Consider the following 16,635-nt stretch of genomic DNA (forward strand, 5'->3'; position numbering starts at 1 on the left):
ACAACGTGACAGGTATTTTTCCTTAGGTCACACTTCAGCATCATCCGCGAACAGCCCGAGTTGCGGCGCAGCAGAACTTTGCGGCACTGCGAGACCCAGATGCCGGAAGGCCTGCGCCGTCAGAACCCGCCCGCGCGGGGTGCGCTGCAGGAAGCCGTTCTGAATGAGATAGGGCTCAACAATTTCTTCAATGGCATCGCGCGGTTCGGACAGGGCCGCAGCAATCGTTTCGATGCCCACCGGTCCACCGCCGAAGTTGAGCGCGATCTGGTTGAGATAGCGCCGGTCGAGACTGTCCAGCCCCGCCCCGTCCACTTCCAGCTGGGACAGCGCCCGGTCCGCCATCGCCCGGTCCACCGTGTCGTTCCCGGCAAAGACGGCGAAATCCCGCACCCGGCGCAGCAGGCGCCCGGCGATGCGCGGCGTGCCGCGGGCGCGCTTGGCAATTTCCCTTGCCCCATCAGGCGCCATGCCGATGCCGAGAATGCGCGCCCCCCGGTTGACGATCAGCTCCAGCTCCTCGACCGTATAGAACTCCAGCCGCACCGGAATGCCGAAACGGTCCCGCAGCGGCGTGGTCAGCAGGCCAAGGCGCGTGGTCGCGGCGACAAGCGTGAACTTCGCCAGGTCGATCTTGACCGAGCGGGCGGCAGGCCCCTCGCCGATGATCAGATCCAACTGGAAATCCTCCATCGCCGGATAGAGCACTTCCTCCACCGCCGGGCTGAGCCGGTGGATTTCGTCGATGAAGAGCACGTCACGCTCTTCCAGATTGGTCAGAAGCGCCGCCAGATCGCCTGCCTTGGCGATGACCGGGCCGGACGTAGCGCGGAAATTCACGCCCAGCTCGCGCGCCATGATCTGCGCCAGCGTCGTCTTGCCAAGCCCCGGAGGGCCAACGAACAGCACGTGATCCAGCGCCTCGCCGCGGGCTTTTGCCGCACCGATGAAGACCTTGAGATTGGCTCGCGCCTGCGCCTGACCGACAAAATCATCCAGCGCCTGCGGGCGCATGGTGGTGTCGATTTCGTCACCGCGAATTTCCGGCGTGACGAGGCGTTCGGTCTTCTCCATACGCTTTCAACTCCAGACCCCGCCCGTGGCGGAGTGATTGGCACAAGCCCGTGCGGCGCTTGAGCAGATCGGGGGCGCGGTACGTCAGCGCCTCAAAGTCCCGGTATTCCCTTGCCGCCTTCTTACTGGGCCAGTTCCTTCAGGCCAAGGCGGATCAGCGTCTCGGTCGTCGCATCCTCGCCGGCGGACTTCACGGCGCGCGCCACGGCCGCACTGGCCTGTGCCTGGGCATAGCCCAGATTGGTCAGCGCCGAAACTGCCTCGGCAACGGGACGCGCGGCGACATTCTCGCTCACCGTCTGTGCCACCGCCAGAGTGTCGGCATCAAGGCTGGAATAGCCCGGCGCCTTGTCCTTCAGCTCGATCACCAGCCGTTCGGCCACGCGCTTGCCGACGCCCGGTGCACGTGCCAGCGCCGCCTTGTCCCCCAGCGCGATGGCGGTTGCCACTTCGCTGGCCTTCAGCACGCTGAGCACCGCAAGCGCCACCTTGGCACCGACGCCCTGCACGGTCATCAGCAGGCGGAACCACTCGCGCTCGGCCTCGGAGGAGAAACCATAAAGCCGGATCATGTCCTCGCGCACGATGGTCTCGATGAAAAGCACCGCCGCCTCACCGGCACGCGGCAATCCCTGCAGCACCCGCGAGGGGCAGAAGACCTGATAGCCCACGCCGTGGACATCGAGAATGAGGTGGTCGTCACCGTAACTGTCGACCGTACCCTTGAGCTTGCCGATCATGCTGCACCCCGTGCCAATGCCTCAGCCTTTGCCCGCACCGCCGAGGTCTTGCGATGGTGCGCGTGACAGATGGCGATTGCCAGGGCATCCGCCGCATCATCCGTATCAAACTGCGCCTTGGGCAGCAGGATCTTCACCATGTGGCGGATCTGATCCTTCTCGGCATGCCCCGTACCCACCACGGTTTTCTTGACGAGGTTGGGCGCATATTCGGCCACTTCCAGCCCGTGCAGCGAAGGAACCAGCAGCGCAATGCCGCGCGCCTGGCCGAGCTTCAGCGTCGCGCCGGCGTCCTTGTTGACGAAGGTCAGCTCAACGGCGGCCTCCTGCGGCGCATTCTCGTCGATGACCTTCTGCAACCCGTCATGCAGTTGCACCAGCCGGGCGGCCAGTTCCCGCTTGTCATCCGACGTGACGGTTCCGGCGGCAACAAAGGTCAGCCGGTTGCCCAGCGCCTCAATGAGGCCCCAGCCGGTGCGGCGCAGGCCGGGATCAATCCCGAGAATTCGAATCGGATGCATCATAGAACAAACCGGTAACAAAACTCTGGCCTTGACGCTAGTGCGAGGGGCTTCTAACGCAGGCTAGCTGCGAAGTTATCCCGCCCTGCGGAAAGGAAGCCCCTTGCAGGACCTCATCACCGCCTACGGCTGGCCCACCCTGATCACCGGTCTTCTGGTCCTCTTCACCGGGGGTGTTGTGCGTGGCTTTGCCGGTTTCGGTGCAGGCATGATCTTCATGCCGGTCGCCGCCGCCCTGTTTTCGCCGCCCGTTGCGGCAGGGGCGTTTCTGCTGCTGGACTACTTCGTCACCCTGCCGCTGCTGCCGCGCGCCTTGCGCCTGTGCGACTGGCGCACCGTCCTGCCTGCGGTTCTGGCGGCGGTTGTCTCGGTGCATCTGGGGGCCTGGCTGCTGGTGAGCGCCGATCCGCTGGTCCTGCGCTGGATCATCTGCCTTGTGGTGCTGGCAGTGCTGGGGCTGCTGATCTCCGGCTGGCGCTATTCCGGTACGCCCTCGCCTGCCACCTCCGCCGGCGTCGGCGCTGCAGCGGGCATCATGGGCGGCGTGTCGCAGGTTTCCGGCCCGCCCGTGGTTGCCTTCTGGCTGTCGAGCCCGCATCCCCCGCATGTGATCCGGGCAAATCTCATCGTCTTCTTCGCGCTGGCGGGCACCGGAAGCCTGCTGGCCTATCTGATTGCAGGGGTTTTCAACGGCCGGGTGCTGGCACTGGCGATTGGCGGCATCGCCGTCTATGGCCTCGGGCTTTATCTGGGCGCATGCGGCTTCGGACGGGCCAATCCGCAGCTTTACCGCCGCATCGCCTACAGCCTGATTGCCCTTGCCGCCCTGACAAGCCTGCCTGCGCTGGATGGCTGGCTCGGGCGCTGATCAGACATGCAGGATTACTCCTGCGGCAGAGATCCCAGCCACTTGGCGCATTTGCCGCTGACAAGGCGCTGCCATTCGGCGTGGAAGGTTTCTTCGTCGGGGCAGGCCTGCGCCAGGATGGCGAGAGCGACAATGGCCGCATCCACGGCCTCTTCGCGCACATCTTCCAGCGTCAGCCCCTTGTAGGCAGACCCCGGCGCGCCAGTGGCAGATAGAACCGCCTGCGCCACCTCGCCGGCTTCCTCGCTCAGCTTCAGGGTGCGCTCCTGCAGTGTCTTCGGGTCGAGACGGCTGAGACGGAAGATTTCCTGCAAGATGGGACTCCAAAGAAAAATGGCGCCGGATGGACCGGCGCCATGAAGGGCTTGATCCGGCCTTCAGCCTGCAAGGCTCGCCATGGTTTCCTCGTCAATGTCGAAGTTGGCGTAGACGTTCTGCACGTCATCGTCATCTTCCAGCATGTTGACGAGCTTCATCAGCGTCTGGGCCTTGTCGGCATCCACCGGCGTCAGATTCTGCGGCTTCCAGATGATCTTGACCGATTCCGGCTCGCCCAGGGTCCCTTCCAGGGCCTTGGACACATCGCCCAGATCCTCGAAGGCACAGATGATGACGTGGTTGTCTTCATCCGACTGAACGTCTTCGGCGCCCGCCTCGATGGCAGCTTCCAGAACCGCCTCGGCACCACCGGCCTTGGCCGGGTAGATGATCTCGCCGACCTTGTCGAACATGAAGGACACCGAGCCGGTTTCGCCCATGGCGCCGCCGCACTTGGTGAAATAGGAACGCACGTTGGAAGCGGTGCGGTTACGATTGTCGGTCAGCGCCTCAACGATGACGGCAACGCCGCCGGGGCCGTAGCCCTCGTAGCGGATTTCGTCGTAGGACTCAGCGTCACCGCTCTGCGACTTGTTGATGGCCCGCTGGATGTTGTCCTTGGGCATCGACTGGGCCTTGGCGTTCTGGACGGCAAGGCGCAGGCGCGGGTTGGAGGCGGGGTCCGGATCGCCGTGCTTGGCAGCAACGGTGATTTCCTTCGACAATTTGGAGAAAAGCTTCGACCGGGCAGCGTCCTGGCGGCCCTTGCGATGCATGATGTTCTTGAACTGTGAATGTCCGGCCATGGTCTTCCCGGCAGTTGAGACGGCCGGAGCCAAGGCCCGTCAGGACCAGACAATGCTCCGGCGCATGAAGAATGGGCAGCCTTATAGGCAATGACGCGGGTAAAATCCAGACACCACGCCGCTTCTCTTGCGCACGGAGGACCGGATCTGCACTGTTGTCATGCCAAGGCACAGAGATGCTGACGCATCATGCCTCGAAATTGCTCAAGCGCCGCACGGGCTTGGCCAACTCCCGGTGAGACATTTCCATCGAGAGTTGGTGTCAGCGCCAGAAGTGCGGGATCACCGGCTCCAGACGCCCGCCCAGACGCAGAGGCGCGACGGCAACGGCAAGGCCCGTGCGGTCATCGGTTTCCACCGCCACGCCGCAGACCGTCGCCTCGCCCAGCGCAGGGGTGAAGCGGCTGGAGGGCACCTTGCGCAGGAAACGCTGCACCGGCTCTTCCTTTTCCATGCCCAGCACGCTGTCATAATCGCCGCACATGCCCGCGTCGGACATATAGGCCGTGCCGCCCGGCAGGATCTGGTGATCGGCCGTCGGCACATGCGTGTGCGTGCCAACCACAAGGCTGACGCGGCCATCGAGAAAGTGGCCCATCGCCTGCTTTTCGCTGGTGGCTTCCGCATGCATGTCGATGATGATGGCATCCACCACATGGCCGAGCGGACAATCGGCAATCGCCCGCTCCACGGCGGCGAAGGGATCATCCAGCGGGTCCATGTAGACGCGGCCCATGACGTTGACGACCGCTACCTGCGCACCGTTGCGGGCAGAGTAGATGTTGACGCCGCGTCCCGGCGTTCCGGCCGGGAAATTCACCGGACGCAGCAGGCGCGGCTGCCGGTCGATATAGACGAGGGTTTCGCGCTGGTCCCAGACATGGTTGCCGGTGGTGACCACATCGGCGCCCGCATCCACCACATCCTGAAGGATCTGCTCGGTGATGCCGAAGCCGGAGGCAGAATTCTCGCCATTCACAACGACGAAATCGAGGCCGTTTTCCTCGATCAGGCCCGGCAGAGCCTCAATGGCAGCGGTGCGGCCGGCCCGGCCGACCAGATCACCCAGAAACAGAAGCTTCATCGGTCCTCTCGTGTGTGAAACCAGCGCAGCCCGGTTTCAGTCAGGATGCCGTGGAGAAGCTGGTCATGCGGTTCTGTGGGCACCTGATCCACTTCCTGGACGCAAAAGGCAAGCCCGATGCGCAGGATCGGGCCGTCTTTCTCCAGCGCCGCAATCGCCGTGTCGTAGTGCCCCTTGCCGTAGCCCAGCCGCCCGCCGCGCGCATCAAAGGCTGCCAGCGGCACCAGCATCACATCCGGGCGCATGAGAGGAGACGCTTCCTCAGGCACGCTCGTGCCGAAACCGGCGGACACCAGTTTCGTTTCCCGGTCCAGCTTGCGGAACAGCAGATGCGGCCTTGCGACAACGGGCAGGCAGAGAGGATGGCCACGGGATGCCAGTTCATGCATCAGCGGCCGCGGATCGATCTCGTCGCGAATCGGCCAGAAGCCGGAGACGGTTTCGCCGGGCTTCAGGTTCAGCCCGTCCACGTGAGCGGTCAGGGCAAGGGAGCCCTCGATCCGCTCCACAGCCGTCATCGCCGCACGGCGCGCCAGCGCCCCGGCGCGGATCTGTTGTTTGGCCTGAACAAGATCGGTGAGAGCGTTGCGGGTGTCAGTGGCGGGCATCGAACCTCGCTGGGAACCGGTCCGGCAATCGGTGGGACTGCCATCCGGCGCACCTTTTCAGGCAGCGGCGGGCCGCAGATCCGGCCCTCAGAAGAATGGTAAAGTGCAGCCACGGCGACCGTTGGAATTGCAATCCCGGGAAACCTACAGTGTAGGTGGGCGCCGTGTGTTCCAGCCCAGGGGCCGGATCAGGGACAGCTCCCTAGGGAATGCGTAAGGCCCCGGGGATAATGTTTCCTGACGGGAAGCGCAGCTGCTGAACCAGATATAGAGCCAGAGCGCTGCATTTGAAAGCCCTTCGCAGCGCAGGAACCATCTTCCCCCGCAGGAACCCGCATCAATCAGTCTTGAGGCTGCGGGTCAGGCCTTCGGCCAGCGCCTCGATCTTGCGGGCGGCCTCGTCGATGCGCAGCACGACAGTGGCCTCATTGCGGTTGATATGCTCGAGCGCCGCCTGACGCGCGTCGCGCACCATGGAAAGCTCCTGCTCCAGCTGCTGCACGCGCTTTTCCAGCTCGACCAATTCGTCAATCACCATGATGCCGGCCATGACGGTCAGCCGCTGGTCGCCGATTTCTCCGAAACTGCCGCGCAGCTGGTTGATGCAGCCATCAAACCGCTCGGCAAGACCGATCAGCCGGTCCTCCTCGCCGTCGTCGCAGGCCATCCGGAAGGCCCTGCCGTTGATGGTGACGGAAATCTGCGCCATCCGCCCTCAGCCTCCGTGTGCTTCGAGAACGGAGCGGATCGTCTCCATGGCGGAAACGAGGCGGCGGGACACTTCGCGGTTGGCGTCTTCCAGGCTCTGCGCCCGGGCCTCGGCCTTGTCCAAGTTCATGGCCAGTTGCGAGCGGTCCTCGCCGAGGCGTTGAATGTCGTCATGCAGGGCGTTGAGAGAGTGGTCGCCATCCAGCCGCCGGCCAACCGACGTTTCCAGATGGGAAATGGCAGTCGCAAGGCGCGTCAAGGCAGCATCCAGAGACTGGCTATGACCTGAGCCCAATTCTGCCATCAAACCGCATCCACTTTCAAAATCCGCCTTCAGGACCCTGCGTAGGGGTATTTCCTGAGCGTAGACCACCAGCGCCCGCTGGCGTGACACATATGGCCCGCCGCAAAAACTAAAGCAAATTGCGAGCAGGCGGCAATAACCGGATGACCACACTTAACGGAATTCGCCCGGACCGCCTTCGCGGCATAAAGATTAAGCAATCGTTAAAAGCGCCGTCAATGGCGGCATTCGGCTCTGCGGCGTTTCTCCCCCGCCATCCCGTCATTTCATGCAAGTGCGGCCTTTGTTGACACCACTAGGGTTCCTGTTATTTGTCGGGCTCCCTGCAGGGCTGGCGAGGGCATGGGAGATGGCAAAAGGCCGATCCTCACCTCTCCGGCACCAGGAAAACAGATTCTCAGGTAGCCCTGCGGCCTGCCGCATGTAGCAACGGGATGAACATGACTGATCTTGAAAAGCATCACCGCATGGCGAATGCGATCCGCTTCCTCTCCATGGACGCGGTCGAAAAGGCCAAATCGGGCCATCCCGGCCTTCCGATGGGCACCGCCGACATCGCCACGGTCCTGTTTACGCAGTTCCTGAAGTTCAACCCCACCGCCCCGCACTGGGCCGACCGCGACCGCTTCGTGCTGTCCGCCGGTCACGGCTCCATGCTGCTCTATTCCGCGCTCTACCTGCTCGGATATGAGGATTTCTCACTCGATCAGCTGAAGAATTTCCGTCAGATCGGCGCCCGCACGGCCGGCCATCCGGAATTCGGCCATGGCGCCGGCATCGAGACGACCACCGGCCCGCTGGGCCAGGGCCTTGCCAACGCTGTCGGCATGGCCATTGCCGAGAAGCTGCAGGCGGCCCGTTTCGGCGAGGATATCGTCGACCACTACACCTATGTTCTGGCCGGTGACGGCTGCCTCATGGAAGGCATCAGCCAGGAAGCCCTGACGCTCGCCGGCCACCTGAAGCTGAACAAGCTGATCGTCATCTGGGATGACAACAACATCTCCATCGACGGCAAGATCGATGTGACCGATTCCACCGACCAGATCGCCCGTTTCGAGGCCTCCGGCTGGGCCACCAGCCGCGTCGACGGCCATGATCCGGAAGCCATCGCCAATGCCCTGCGCAAGGCGCAGGAGAGCGACAAGCCGACGCTGATCGCCGCCAAGACCGTGATCGGTTTCGGCGCTCCGACCAAGGCCGGCACCAACAAGGTGCATGGCTCGCCGCTGGGCGCGGATGAAATCGCCGCCACCCGCAAGGCGCTGAACTGGAGCCACGAGCCCTTCGTCGTGCCGAGCGACGTGCTGGACGCCTGGCGCATCGCCGGCCTGCGTTCTGCCCATGCACACAAGAGCTGGGAAAAGCGCTTCGCCGCCAAGGATGCCGAGACCCGCGCCGAATTCGAGCGCCGCAACCGTGGCGACCTGCCGGCCGGCTTCGATGAAGCGATGCTGACCTACAAGCGCAAGCTGTTCGAAGAGCAGCCCTCGCTCGCCACCCGTCAGGCCTCCGAGCATGTGCTGAACGTGGTCAACGAGGTGATCCCGGAGACGATCGGCGGCTCGGCCGACCTCACCGGCTCCAACAACACCAAGACCCCGCAGACCAAGGCCGTGACGCCGGATGACTTCTCCGGCCGTTACATGCACTGGGGCATCCGCGAGCACGGCATGGCCGCTGCCATGAACGGCATGGCCCTTCACGGCGGTGTCATCCCCTATTCCGGCACCTTCCTGGTGTTCTCGGACTACTGCCGCCCGGCCCTGCGCCTTGCCGCCCTGATGGAACAGCGCGTCATCCACGTGATGACCCACGATTCCATCGGCCTTGGCGAAGACGGCCCCACCCATCAGCCGGTGGAGCATTACGCCGCCCTGCGCGCCATCCCGAACCTCTACTTCCTGCGCCCGGCCGATGTGACCGAGACGCTGGAGTGCTGGCAGATTGCACTGACCGCCGACAAGACCCCCTCGGTTCTCGCCCTCACCCGTCAGGCCCTGCCCTCGCAGCGCAAGACCTTCGAGGAAGAGAACCTCTCCGCACGCGGCGCCTATGAACTGGCGGGCAGCGAAGAAGCAGCGGATGTGACGATCTTCGCCTCCGGCTCGGAAGTCGAGATCGCCATGAACGCCCGCGAGAAGCTGATGGCTGACGGCATCCCTGCCCGCGTCGTCTCCGTGCCGTGCTTCGAGCTGTTCGAAGCCCAGTCGGACGACTACAAGGCCTCCGTCATCGGCAACTCGAAGGTGAAGATCGCGGTCGAGAGCGGCATCCGCCTCGGCTGGGACCGCTTCATCGGCAACGACGGCATCTTCGTCGGCATGCACGGCTTCGGCGCATCGGGCCCCTACAAGGAGCTCTACGCCCACTTCGGCATCACCGATACGGCGGTTGTGGACGCTGCCAAGGCGCGCCTCGGCGCCTGATCCGGCTCCAGTACAGCGGGCCATGGGCCTGGCTGCCGCCGGAAGACACCAGAACTCTCGCCTCCGCCGTCCGGCGGGGGCTCCTGAGCCCGGGCAGGCCCTCTCCTGCCCTTTCGCAAGGCCGGCCCGGTCTGGGCTGGCGAAAGGCGTCCTCCATAACGGCGCCACGCATGTATGGGAGTTATTCACATGGTGACCAAGGTTTCGATCAATGGATTTGGCCGCATCGGCCGCAACGTGCTGCGCGCGATCGTCGAGTCCGGCCGCACCGACATCGAAGTCGTATCCATCAACGACCTCGGCCCGGTGGAGACCAACGCGCATCTGCTGCGTCATGATTCGGTACATGGCAAGTTCCCGGCGACCGTCGCCGTGGAAGGCGACAGCATCCGCATCAACGGCGGCAAGCCGATCAAGGTGACCGCGATCCGCGACCCGAAGGAGCTGCCGCACGGCGAGCTGGGCGTCGACATCGCCATGGAATGCACCGGCATCTTCACCGACAAGCCGAAGGCTGAAGCGCACCTCGCCGCTGGCGCCAAGCGCGTTCTCGTCTCCGCTCCGTCCAACGGCGCTGACAAGACGATCGTTTACGGCGTGAACCACGATGCCCTGACGGCTGCCGATCTGGTCGTCTCCAACGCTTCGTGCACCACGAACTGCCTGGCTCCGGTTGCCTATGTCCTCAATGCCGCCATCGGCATCGAGAAGGGCTTTATGACCACGATCCACTCCTACACCGGCGACCAGCCGACGCTGGACACCATGCACAAGGACCTGTACCGCGCCCGCGCTGCAGCCATGTCCATGATCCCGACCTCGACCGGCGCCGCCAAGGCCGTGGGCCTCGTGCTACCGGAGCTGAACGGCAAGCTGGACGGCGTGTCCGTGCGCGTGCCGACCCCGAACGTCTCCGTGGTGGACTTCAAGTTCATCGCCAAGCGTTCCACCACCGTGGAAGAGATCAACAGCGCCATCCGCGACGCTGCCAACGGCAAGCTGAAGGGCATCCTCGGCTTCACCGACGAGCCGCTGGTGTCCATGGACTTCAACCATGACAGCCACTCCTCGATCTTCCACATGGACCAGACCAAGGTCATGGACGGCACGCTGGTGCGCATCATGAGCTGGTACGACAACGAGTGGGGCTTCTCCAACCGCATGTCGGACACCGCTGTGGCACTCGCCAAGCACATCTGATGCATCACTGACTGAAGGGCGGGCCCGGTGCCCGCCCTTTTTCCTTCTGGCGGGGGCAACGCCCCGGTGGCCTGCCGCGATCCGGCCTCCCCCGTGATCCGCAGGCCAGCGCCTCCAGTTCAAGCGCCCCGGTGCGGTGCGCAACTTTCAAGGATGAGATCCATGTCCTTCAAGACCATCGGCGATATTCAGGAACCTGCAGGCAAGCGCGCCCTCGTGCGTGTGGACCTCAACGTCCCCATGAAGGACGGCAAGATCACCGACGACACCCGCATCCGCGCCGTCGCCCCCACCATCCGCGAGCTGTCGGACAAGGGTGCCAAGGTTATCCTGCTGGCCCACTTCGGCCGCCCGAAGGGTGAAGTGGTTGCGGACATGAGCCTTGCGCCGGTGGCCCCGGCTGTTGCTGCCGTCATCGGCCGCCCCGTCGCCTTCTGCGCCGACTGCATTGGCGAGGCTGCGGCCGGTGCTGTTGCCGCCATGCAGGACGGCGACGTGCTGCTGCTGGAGAACACCCGCTTCCACAAGGACGAGGAAAAGAACGGCGCCGACTTCACCGCCGCTCTGGCTGCCAATGGCGACCTCTATGTGAACGATGCCTTCTCCGCCGCCCACCGCGCCCATGCCTCCACCGAAGGCCTTGCCCGTCTGTTGCCAGCCTATGCCGGCCGCTCCATGCAGGCCGAGCTGGAAGCGCTTGGTGCAGCTCTTGGCGCGCCCAAGCGCCCGGTTCTGGCCGTTGTCGGCGGTGCAAAGGTGTCTTCCAAGATCGACCTTCTGGAAAACCTCGTCAGCCGCGTGGACATGCTCGTCATCGGCGGCGGCATGGCCAACACCTTCCTCGCCGCCAAGGGCGTCAATGTCGGCAAGTCCCTGTGCGAACATGACCTTGCCCCGACCGCGCTGAAGATCATGGCAGCCGCCGAAAAGGCCGGCTGCGAGATCGTGCTGCCGGTGGACGCAGTCGTCGCCCGCGAGTTCAAGGCAGGCGCTGCCAACGAGACCGTCAGCCTCGACGCGATTCCCGCCGATGCCATGATGCTGGATGTGGGCGCTGCCTCCATCGAGACGGTGAAGGCCAAGATCGACGGCGCTTCCACCCTGGTGTGGAACGGCCCGCTCGGCGCCTTCGAGATCGAGCCCTTCGACAAGGCAACCGTCGCCGCTGCCCAGCATGCGGCCAGCCGCACCAAGGACGGCAAGCTGCTGTCCGTCGCTGGCGGCGGTGACACGGTGGCTGCTCTCAACCACGCAGGCGCAGCCGGTGACTTCTCCTATGTCTCCACCGCTGGCGGGGCGTTCCTCGAGTGGCTGGAAGGCAAGGATCTGCCGGGCGTAACGGCCCTGCAGGCCTGAGCCTGACAGTTCATCAAGTCTTGCGGCGCGCCGGTCCAGTATTGGCGAGCCGCCTCCCGCCTGCAGGCCTTGCAAGGCACCTATTTAATTCGGGCATCAAATTAAAAATGTTCGAATTTTCCTGCGTTTACCGGCATTTAAATTGATTTATGGGCAGCGGCCCCATCTTCCCAAACCGCTGGATTTTGTTAGAACGGCCACGGTTTTGTCGCAGTGCGAAACTTATCTGCGGCCCACGCCGCCGTTGCACGGCCAGCGCGGGAAAACGCTTCGTTCAATTGGCAAGACCAATGGAACAGGCGGACCACGCGCAGTGTTTGAGCAGGCAGGTCCGGAGCCGGGTCAAGGTTCCTTGCGGATCTGGAACAGGAGAGATTCGATGGCACGCATTACACTTCGTCAATTGCTCGATCATGCCGCGGAACACGATTATGGCGTTCCGGCCTTCAACATCAACAACATGGAACAGGCGCTCTCCATCATGGAAGCGGCCGATACGACCGATTCCCCGGTCATCATCCAGGCATCGCGCGGCGCCCGGTCCTATGCCCATGACGTCATGCTGAAGCACATGATGGACGCGGTGACGGAAATCTATCCGCACATCCCCGTCTGCGTGCATCTCGACCATGGCAACGAACCGGCTACCTGCATGACCGCCATCCAGGCCGGCTTCACCTCGGTGATGATGGACGGCTCGCTGAAGGCCGACGGCAAGACCCCGGCTGACTGGGCCTATAACGTCGGCGTCACCAAGGCCGTGACGGACATGTCCCATCTGGGCGGCATCTCCGTCGAGGGCGAGCTGGGCGTGCTCGGCAGCCTCGAAAGCGGCATGGGCGAAGCGGAAGACGGCCATGGCGCCGAAGGCCAGCTGAGCCACGACCAGCTGCTGACCGACCCGGAAGAAGCGGTGAAGTTCGTGCGCGAGACCAAGGTTGACGCGCTGGCCATCGCCATGGGCACCAGCCACGGCGCCTACAAGTTCACCCGCAAGCCGGACGGCGCGATCCTTGCCATGCACGTGATCGAGGAAATCCACCGCCGCCTGCCGGAAACCCATCTGGTGATGCACGGCTCTTCCTCGGTGCCGCAGGACCTGCAGGACATCATCAACCAGTACGGCGGCAAGATGCCCCAGACCTGGGGCGTACCGGTGGAAGAAATCCAGCGCGGCATCAAGAACGGCGTGCGCAAGATCAACATCGACACCGACAACCGCATGGCGATGACCGGCCAGATCCGCAAGATCCTTGCCGAGAACCCGGGCGAGTTCGATCCGCGCAAGTATCTCAAGCCCGCCCGCGATGCCATGACCAAGCTCTGCAAGGAGCGTCTGGAGGCCTTCAACACCGCCGGTCAGGCCTCCAAGATCAAGCGCGTCCTCACCCTCCCGGAAATGGCCGCCCGCTACAAGTCCGGCGCGCTGGACCCGAAGATCTCGTAAGGCTTTCGAACCTTACTCAAGGATCAAACCAAGGCCGGGGCATCGCTCCGGCCTTTTTGCTGCCGGCAGTTCCGCCACCTCTCCGGCCTCCCCAGCGGTCGCCCCGGGCGGAACGCAGTGCAGACCCGGGGCCTACTCGCTTGCAGAGAGATGCCGTTGTTTCCAGAGGCGCAGCAGGGGCAGGCAACAGCATCCAAGTCTCAACACGGGAAACAGCTCTCACCGATCTGGAAACGAGTAGGCCCCGGATCTCCGCTTCGCTCTCGTCCGGGGCGACCGCCTGAGTAAATAACCAGGCAGCGTATCAATCTCCTGCTGGTATCGTCCCCTCACCCGCAACATTCCGCCGCGCAAAGCTTCTGCACCCATCTCTGCGCTTGCGTCGTGCTTTTGCCGTCTTTAGGGACATAGGTATGTACCATGTGCCCGCATGCCGGGCCGAACAGACGGATACCGCCTTGAACCGCCCGCGCCTTTATCTGGTTACGCCGCCCACCTTTGACCTCGAAGCCTTTGCCCCGCGCCTTGAAGCGGCGCTTTCGGGCGGGGATGTGGCCTGCGTCCTCATCTATCAGCCCGAGGCGACCGCCAAGGCGCTGCAGGACACGGCTGCAAAGCTGGTGCCCATGATCCAGAAGGCGGAAGCGGCCGCGCTGATCTACCGCGACACGCAGGTGACCGGCCGCACGGGTGCAGACGGCGCCCATATCGACAGCTCCTTCGAGGACATCAAGCTGGCGATGGAAAGCCTGCAGCCGGCGCGCATTGTCGGCGCGGGCGGCACCAAGATGAAGCACGAGGAAATGGAAATCGCCGAAAGCGGCGTGGACTATCTGTTCTTCGGCCGGCTGGACCTTGAGGAGCAGCCCGGCGCCCATGCCAAGACGCTGGAGCGCGCCGAATGGTGGGCGGAGCTGTTCTCCACCCCCTGCGTTGCCCTGGGCGGCAATGATCTGGCCACCCTCGGCGAAACGGCGGACACCAAGGCGGACTTCGTTGCCCTGAAGGATGCCATCTGGCAGCATCCGGAAGGCCCGGCGCAAGCCGTGCGCCTTGCCAATGCGATTCTCGATCAGCACCCGTTTGAAGAGGACGAGGAATGACCCTGCCGCGCCGGACCCTGACCGGAAGCCAGTTCCCCGAAACGGCGGAGGCATCTGCCCGCCCGCCCCTGCGCCGTGGCCTGAGGCCCGGCGCACCGGGTCTGGCTTTGGCAGGTCTGGCGCTGGCTGCGCTCTGCGCAGCCACAGGCAGCAGCCTTGCCCAGACGGCGACTCCGGCAACGCCCGCAGCCCCGGCTCAGGAGCAGGCCGCGCCGCCAACTGCCGAAACCCCGGCAGCAGGAACCCCGGCAGGCGAGGCAGCATCGGCCCAGCCTTCTGCGGCACAGGATGCCGCTGAAGGCGCGGCTGCAGAGACGGCCACCGAAGCCGATGCAGCCGCGCGTGCCCTTGCCCGCTATGAGCCGGAGCCGCTTGTCAGCCTGCTTGAGGCGGGTCCGCCGCTGATGGAACCGGGCGAGCCGATTGATGCCGATTTCGCCTATGGCGTCTTCCAGCGCGGCTGGTATCTGACGGCGCTTGCCGTTGCCACCCCGCTGGCTGAGGAAGGTGACCGTGCCGCGCAGACCCTGCTGGGCGTGATGCATGAAACCGGCCTTGGCGTGGCACGGGACTGGAAGAAGGCTGCGGACTGGTATCAGGTCGCCAGCACCTCCGGCGACCCCAATGCGGCCTACCGGCTGGGGCAGATGTATCTGCTGGGCGAAGGGGTTGAGGCCGACAAGAAAAGAGCGGCCGATCTCTTCCAGAAAGCCGCTGATGCGGGCATCCCGGGCGCCATCTACAATCTGGCAATCCTCTATCAGGAAGGCGAAGGCCGTCCCTATGACGAGGAGCGCGCCTCCCAGCTGCTGCTGCAGGCCGCCGAAAAGGATGACGTGGAAGCGCAATATGCCCTCGGCCTCCAGTTCCTGGAAGGCGGCGAGAAAGTGCGCGACCCGATCAAGGGCGCCAACTGGCTGGGCCGGGCTGCCCGGCGCGGCCATACCTCGGCACAGGTTTACTACGGCATCCTGCGCTTTCAGGGGCGCGGCGTGGAACCGGACGAGGCGGATGCTGCAGACTGGTTCGAGCGGGCCGCGCGGGCCGGAAATCCGGTGGGCATGAACCGGCTCGCCCGCGTCTATGCCTTCGGCCGTGGACGGCCCGTCGATCAGACCGAGGCCGCCGCCTGGCACTATGTGGCGCGCGCGCTTGGCCTTTCCGATCTGGAGCTGGATGGTTACGTGGGATCGCTGGACCAGGAAACCGTGACCAAGGCCATGGAACGCGCAGGCACCTTGACCGCCACGCTGATCCCCAAACCGCTGGATCCGGCCAGGGCCACCCCCTGACAAGTAACCGCTTTGCAGGTTTTTCCTTGAATTTGCGCCCGTTTTGTGTTGGACAGGCGCGTCATTGGTGCCCGCTCGCCGTCCTTATCCGGCAGAGCGTGGATGCACCGTCAGGTTTCACGCCCTAATCAATCGGTCGTTTCATGAAGATCAACGGTAACGAGATCAAGCCCGGCAATGTTCTCCAGCATCAGGAGACGCTCTGGGCGGTCGTCAAGGTGGACCACGTCAAGCCCGGCAAGGGTGGCGCGTTCGCCCAGGTGGAAATGAAGAACCTCATCGACGGCCGCAAGCTGAACGAGCGCTTCCGTTCGGAAGACAAGGTCGAGCGCGTCCGTCTGGAGCAGAAGGACTTCCAGTTCCTCTACATCCAGGAAGACGTCCTGATCTTCATGGACACCGAAACCTACGAGCAGCTTGAGCTGCAGAAGGACTTCGTCGGTGACCGCGCCGCCTTCCTGCAGGACGGCATGATGGTGACCGTGGAACTGCACGAAGAGAAGCCGATCGGCATCACCCTGCCGCAGTTCGTCACCCTGCAGATCACCGAGGCCGATGCCGTGGTGAAGGGCCAGACCCAGTCCTCGTCCTACAAGCCGGCCATTCTGGAAAACGGCGTGCGCGTGCTCGTGCCGCCGTTCATCACCGCTGGCGAAAAGATCATCGTCGACACCGGCACGGTCGAATACGTCCGCCGCGCGGACTGATCCTGCTTCTGAAAACCCTTCCGCCCGGCGCCCCCCGTGGGGTGCCGGGCTCCCCATTCTACAGACCCGG

17 protein-coding genes and 1 other RNA gene are annotated in these 16,635 nt (G+C 64.2%); 8 read left to right on the plus strand and 10 right to left on the minus strand.

The annotated features are described in order from the left end of the window. Window positions 1-27: 27 nt before the first annotated feature. From ruvB to ruvC, 3 genes are all read right to left on the minus strand, one after another. Window positions 28-1,074 carry a Holliday junction branch migration DNA helicase RuvB gene (gene ruvB, locus ACVNHC_RS17730; protein WP_058898785.1) on the minus strand — a complete coding sequence of 349 codons (1,047 nt, stop codon included), beginning with the start codon at window positions 1,072-1,074 and terminating at the stop codon, window positions 28-30. A gap of 122 nt (window positions 1,075-1,196) precedes the next feature. After that, window positions 1,197-1,814, minus strand: coding sequence for a Holliday junction branch migration protein RuvA (ruvA, locus tag ACVNHC_RS17735; RefSeq protein WP_050472472.1), 618 nt, complete (start codon window positions 1,812-1,814; stop codon window positions 1,197-1,199). Beyond that, complete coding sequence (gene ruvC, locus ACVNHC_RS17740) at window positions 1,811-2,338, minus strand: crossover junction endodeoxyribonuclease RuvC (protein ID WP_050472471.1); 528 nt, start codon at window positions 2,336-2,338, stop codon at window positions 1,811-1,813. The genes ruvA and ruvC overlap by 4 nt, the downstream gene beginning before the upstream one ends. A 100-nt stretch (window positions 2,339-2,438) precedes the next feature. On the opposite strand from ruvC, the gene ACVNHC_RS17745 reads away from it, so the two are divergent. After that, window positions 2,439-3,203: a sulfite exporter TauE/SafE family protein gene (locus ACVNHC_RS17745; RefSeq protein ID WP_457168399.1), complete on the plus strand. Its 765-nt coding sequence runs from the start codon at window positions 2,439-2,441 to the stop codon at window positions 3,201-3,203. Between the two features lie 14 nt (window positions 3,204-3,217). On the opposite strand, the gene ACVNHC_RS17750 is transcribed toward ACVNHC_RS17745, so the two are convergent. The 7 genes from ACVNHC_RS17750 to ACVNHC_RS17780 form a co-directional block, all read right to left on the minus strand. Next, entirely contained in the window at window positions 3,218-3,517 is a 300-nt protein-coding gene (locus tag ACVNHC_RS17750) for a MazG-like family protein (RefSeq protein WP_050472469.1), read from the minus strand. Between the two features lie 63 nt (window positions 3,518-3,580). Further along, a complete protein-coding gene (locus tag ACVNHC_RS17755) occupies window positions 3,581-4,327 on the minus strand; it encodes a YebC/PmpR family DNA-binding transcriptional regulator (protein WP_058898784.1) in 747 nt (248 codons plus the stop codon). A gap of 262 nt (window positions 4,328-4,589) precedes the next feature. Continuing rightward, window positions 4,590-5,411, minus strand: a complete 822-nt coding sequence (locus ACVNHC_RS17760) for a TIGR00282 family metallophosphoesterase (protein ID WP_050472467.1) — start codon at window positions 5,409-5,411, stop codon at window positions 4,590-4,592. Then, a complete protein-coding gene (locus tag ACVNHC_RS17765; RefSeq protein WP_457168402.1) occupies window positions 5,408-6,019 on the minus strand; it encodes a 5-formyltetrahydrofolate cyclo-ligase in 612 nt (203 codons plus the stop codon). The genes ACVNHC_RS17760 and ACVNHC_RS17765 overlap by 4 nt, the downstream gene beginning before the upstream one ends. Before the next feature lie 102 nt (window positions 6,020-6,121). Continuing rightward, window positions 6,122-6,278, minus strand: a non-coding RNA gene (gene ssrS / locus ACVNHC_RS17770) — 6S RNA. Window positions 6,279-6,356: 78 nt separating this feature from the next. Beyond that, the gene (locus tag ACVNHC_RS17775; RefSeq protein ID WP_019965113.1) at window positions 6,357-6,728 is read right to left on the minus strand and encodes a cell division protein ZapA; all 372 of its coding nucleotides are present in this window, start codon (window positions 6,726-6,728) and stop codon (window positions 6,357-6,359) included. A 6-nt stretch (window positions 6,729-6,734) separates the two neighbouring features. Then, window positions 6,735-7,031, minus strand: coding sequence for a DUF4164 domain-containing protein (locus ACVNHC_RS17780; RefSeq protein WP_050472465.1), 297 nt, complete (start codon window positions 7,029-7,031; stop codon window positions 6,735-6,737). A gap of 440 nt (window positions 7,032-7,471) precedes the next feature. Between ACVNHC_RS17780 and tkt the strand changes: the two genes are divergently transcribed. The 7 genes from tkt to efp all read left to right on the plus strand — a co-directional run bounded on the left by tkt (window position 7,472) and on the right by efp (window position 16,565). Beyond that, window positions 7,472-9,460, plus strand: coding sequence for a transketolase (gene tkt, locus ACVNHC_RS17785; protein ID WP_457168405.1), 1,989 nt, complete (start codon window positions 7,472-7,474; stop codon window positions 9,458-9,460). Window positions 9,461-9,649: 189 nt separating this feature from the next. After that, window positions 9,650-10,660 (plus strand): type I glyceraldehyde-3-phosphate dehydrogenase, encoded by a 1,011-nt coding sequence (gene gap / locus ACVNHC_RS17790; RefSeq protein WP_058898781.1) that lies wholly within the window; start codon window positions 9,650-9,652, stop codon window positions 10,658-10,660. A 162-nt stretch (window positions 10,661-10,822) separates the two neighbouring features. Beyond that, a complete protein-coding gene (locus tag ACVNHC_RS17795; RefSeq protein WP_457168407.1) occupies window positions 10,823-12,016 on the plus strand; it encodes a phosphoglycerate kinase in 1,194 nt (397 codons plus the stop codon). 379 nt (window positions 12,017-12,395) lie between these two features. Next, complete coding sequence (gene fba / locus ACVNHC_RS17800; RefSeq protein WP_457168409.1) at window positions 12,396-13,463, plus strand: class II fructose-bisphosphate aldolase; 1,068 nt, start codon at window positions 12,396-12,398, stop codon at window positions 13,461-13,463. Between the two features lie 458 nt (window positions 13,464-13,921). Then, complete coding sequence (locus ACVNHC_RS17805; RefSeq protein WP_457168411.1) at window positions 13,922-14,566, plus strand: thiamine phosphate synthase; 645 nt, start codon at window positions 13,922-13,924, stop codon at window positions 14,564-14,566. Further along, window positions 14,563-15,858, plus strand: a complete 1,296-nt coding sequence (locus tag ACVNHC_RS17810; RefSeq protein ID WP_457168413.1) for a tetratricopeptide repeat protein — start codon at window positions 14,563-14,565, stop codon at window positions 15,856-15,858. Before ACVNHC_RS17805 ends, ACVNHC_RS17810 begins: the two co-directional genes overlap by 4 nt. A gap of 143 nt (window positions 15,859-16,001) precedes the next feature. Beyond that, window positions 16,002-16,565 carry an elongation factor P gene (gene efp / locus ACVNHC_RS17815; protein ID WP_019965123.1) on the plus strand — a complete coding sequence of 188 codons (564 nt, stop codon included), beginning with the start codon at window positions 16,002-16,004 and terminating at the stop codon, window positions 16,563-16,565. Window positions 16,566-16,635: the final 70 nt, after the last annotated feature.

It is taken from the genome of Pannonibacter sp. Q-1 (genome assembly GCF_054073275.1).

Bases quoted from the DNA above. Each gene is read 5' to 3' on its own strand.
- ruvB (WP_058898785.1), bottom strand. From the start codon at position 1,074: ATGGAGAAGACCGAACGCCTCGTCACGCCGGAAATTCGCGGTGACGAA.
- ruvA (WP_050472472.1), bottom strand. From the start codon at position 1,814: ATGATCGGCAAGCTCAAGGGTACGGTCGACAGTTACGGTGACGACCAC.
- ruvC (WP_050472471.1), bottom strand. From the start codon at position 2,338: ATGATGCATCCGATTCGAATTCTCGGGATTGATCCCGGCCTGCGCCGC.
- ACVNHC_RS17755 (WP_058898784.1), bottom strand. From the start codon at position 4,327: ATGGCCGGACATTCACAGTTCAAGAACATCATGCATCGCAAGGGCCGC.
- ACVNHC_RS17760 (WP_050472467.1), bottom strand. From the start codon at position 5,411: ATGAAGCTTCTGTTTCTGGGTGATCTGGTCGGCCGGGCCGGCCGCACC.
- ACVNHC_RS17765 (WP_457168402.1), bottom strand. From the start codon at position 6,019: ATGCCCGCCACTGACACCCGCAACGCTCTCACCGATCTTGTTCAGGCC.
- ACVNHC_RS17775 (WP_019965113.1), bottom strand. From the start codon at position 6,728: ATGGCGCAGATTTCCGTCACCATCAACGGCAGGGCCTTCCGGATGGCC.
- ACVNHC_RS17780 (WP_050472465.1), bottom strand. From the start codon at position 7,031: ATGGCAGAATTGGGCTCAGGTCATAGCCAGTCTCTGGATGCTGCCTTG.
- tkt (WP_457168405.1), top strand. From the start codon at position 7,472: ATGACTGATCTTGAAAAGCATCACCGCATGGCGAATGCGATCCGCTTC.
- gap (WP_058898781.1), top strand. From the start codon at position 9,650: ATGGTGACCAAGGTTTCGATCAATGGATTTGGCCGCATCGGCCGCAAC.
- ACVNHC_RS17795 (WP_457168407.1), top strand. From the start codon at position 10,823: ATGTCCTTCAAGACCATCGGCGATATTCAGGAACCTGCAGGCAAGCGC.
- fba (WP_457168409.1), top strand. From the start codon at position 12,396: ATGGCACGCATTACACTTCGTCAATTGCTCGATCATGCCGCGGAACAC.
- ACVNHC_RS17810 (WP_457168413.1), top strand. From the start codon at position 14,563: ATGACCCTGCCGCGCCGGACCCTGACCGGAAGCCAGTTCCCCGAAACG.
- efp (WP_019965123.1), top strand. From the start codon at position 16,002: ATGAAGATCAACGGTAACGAGATCAAGCCCGGCAATGTTCTCCAGCAT.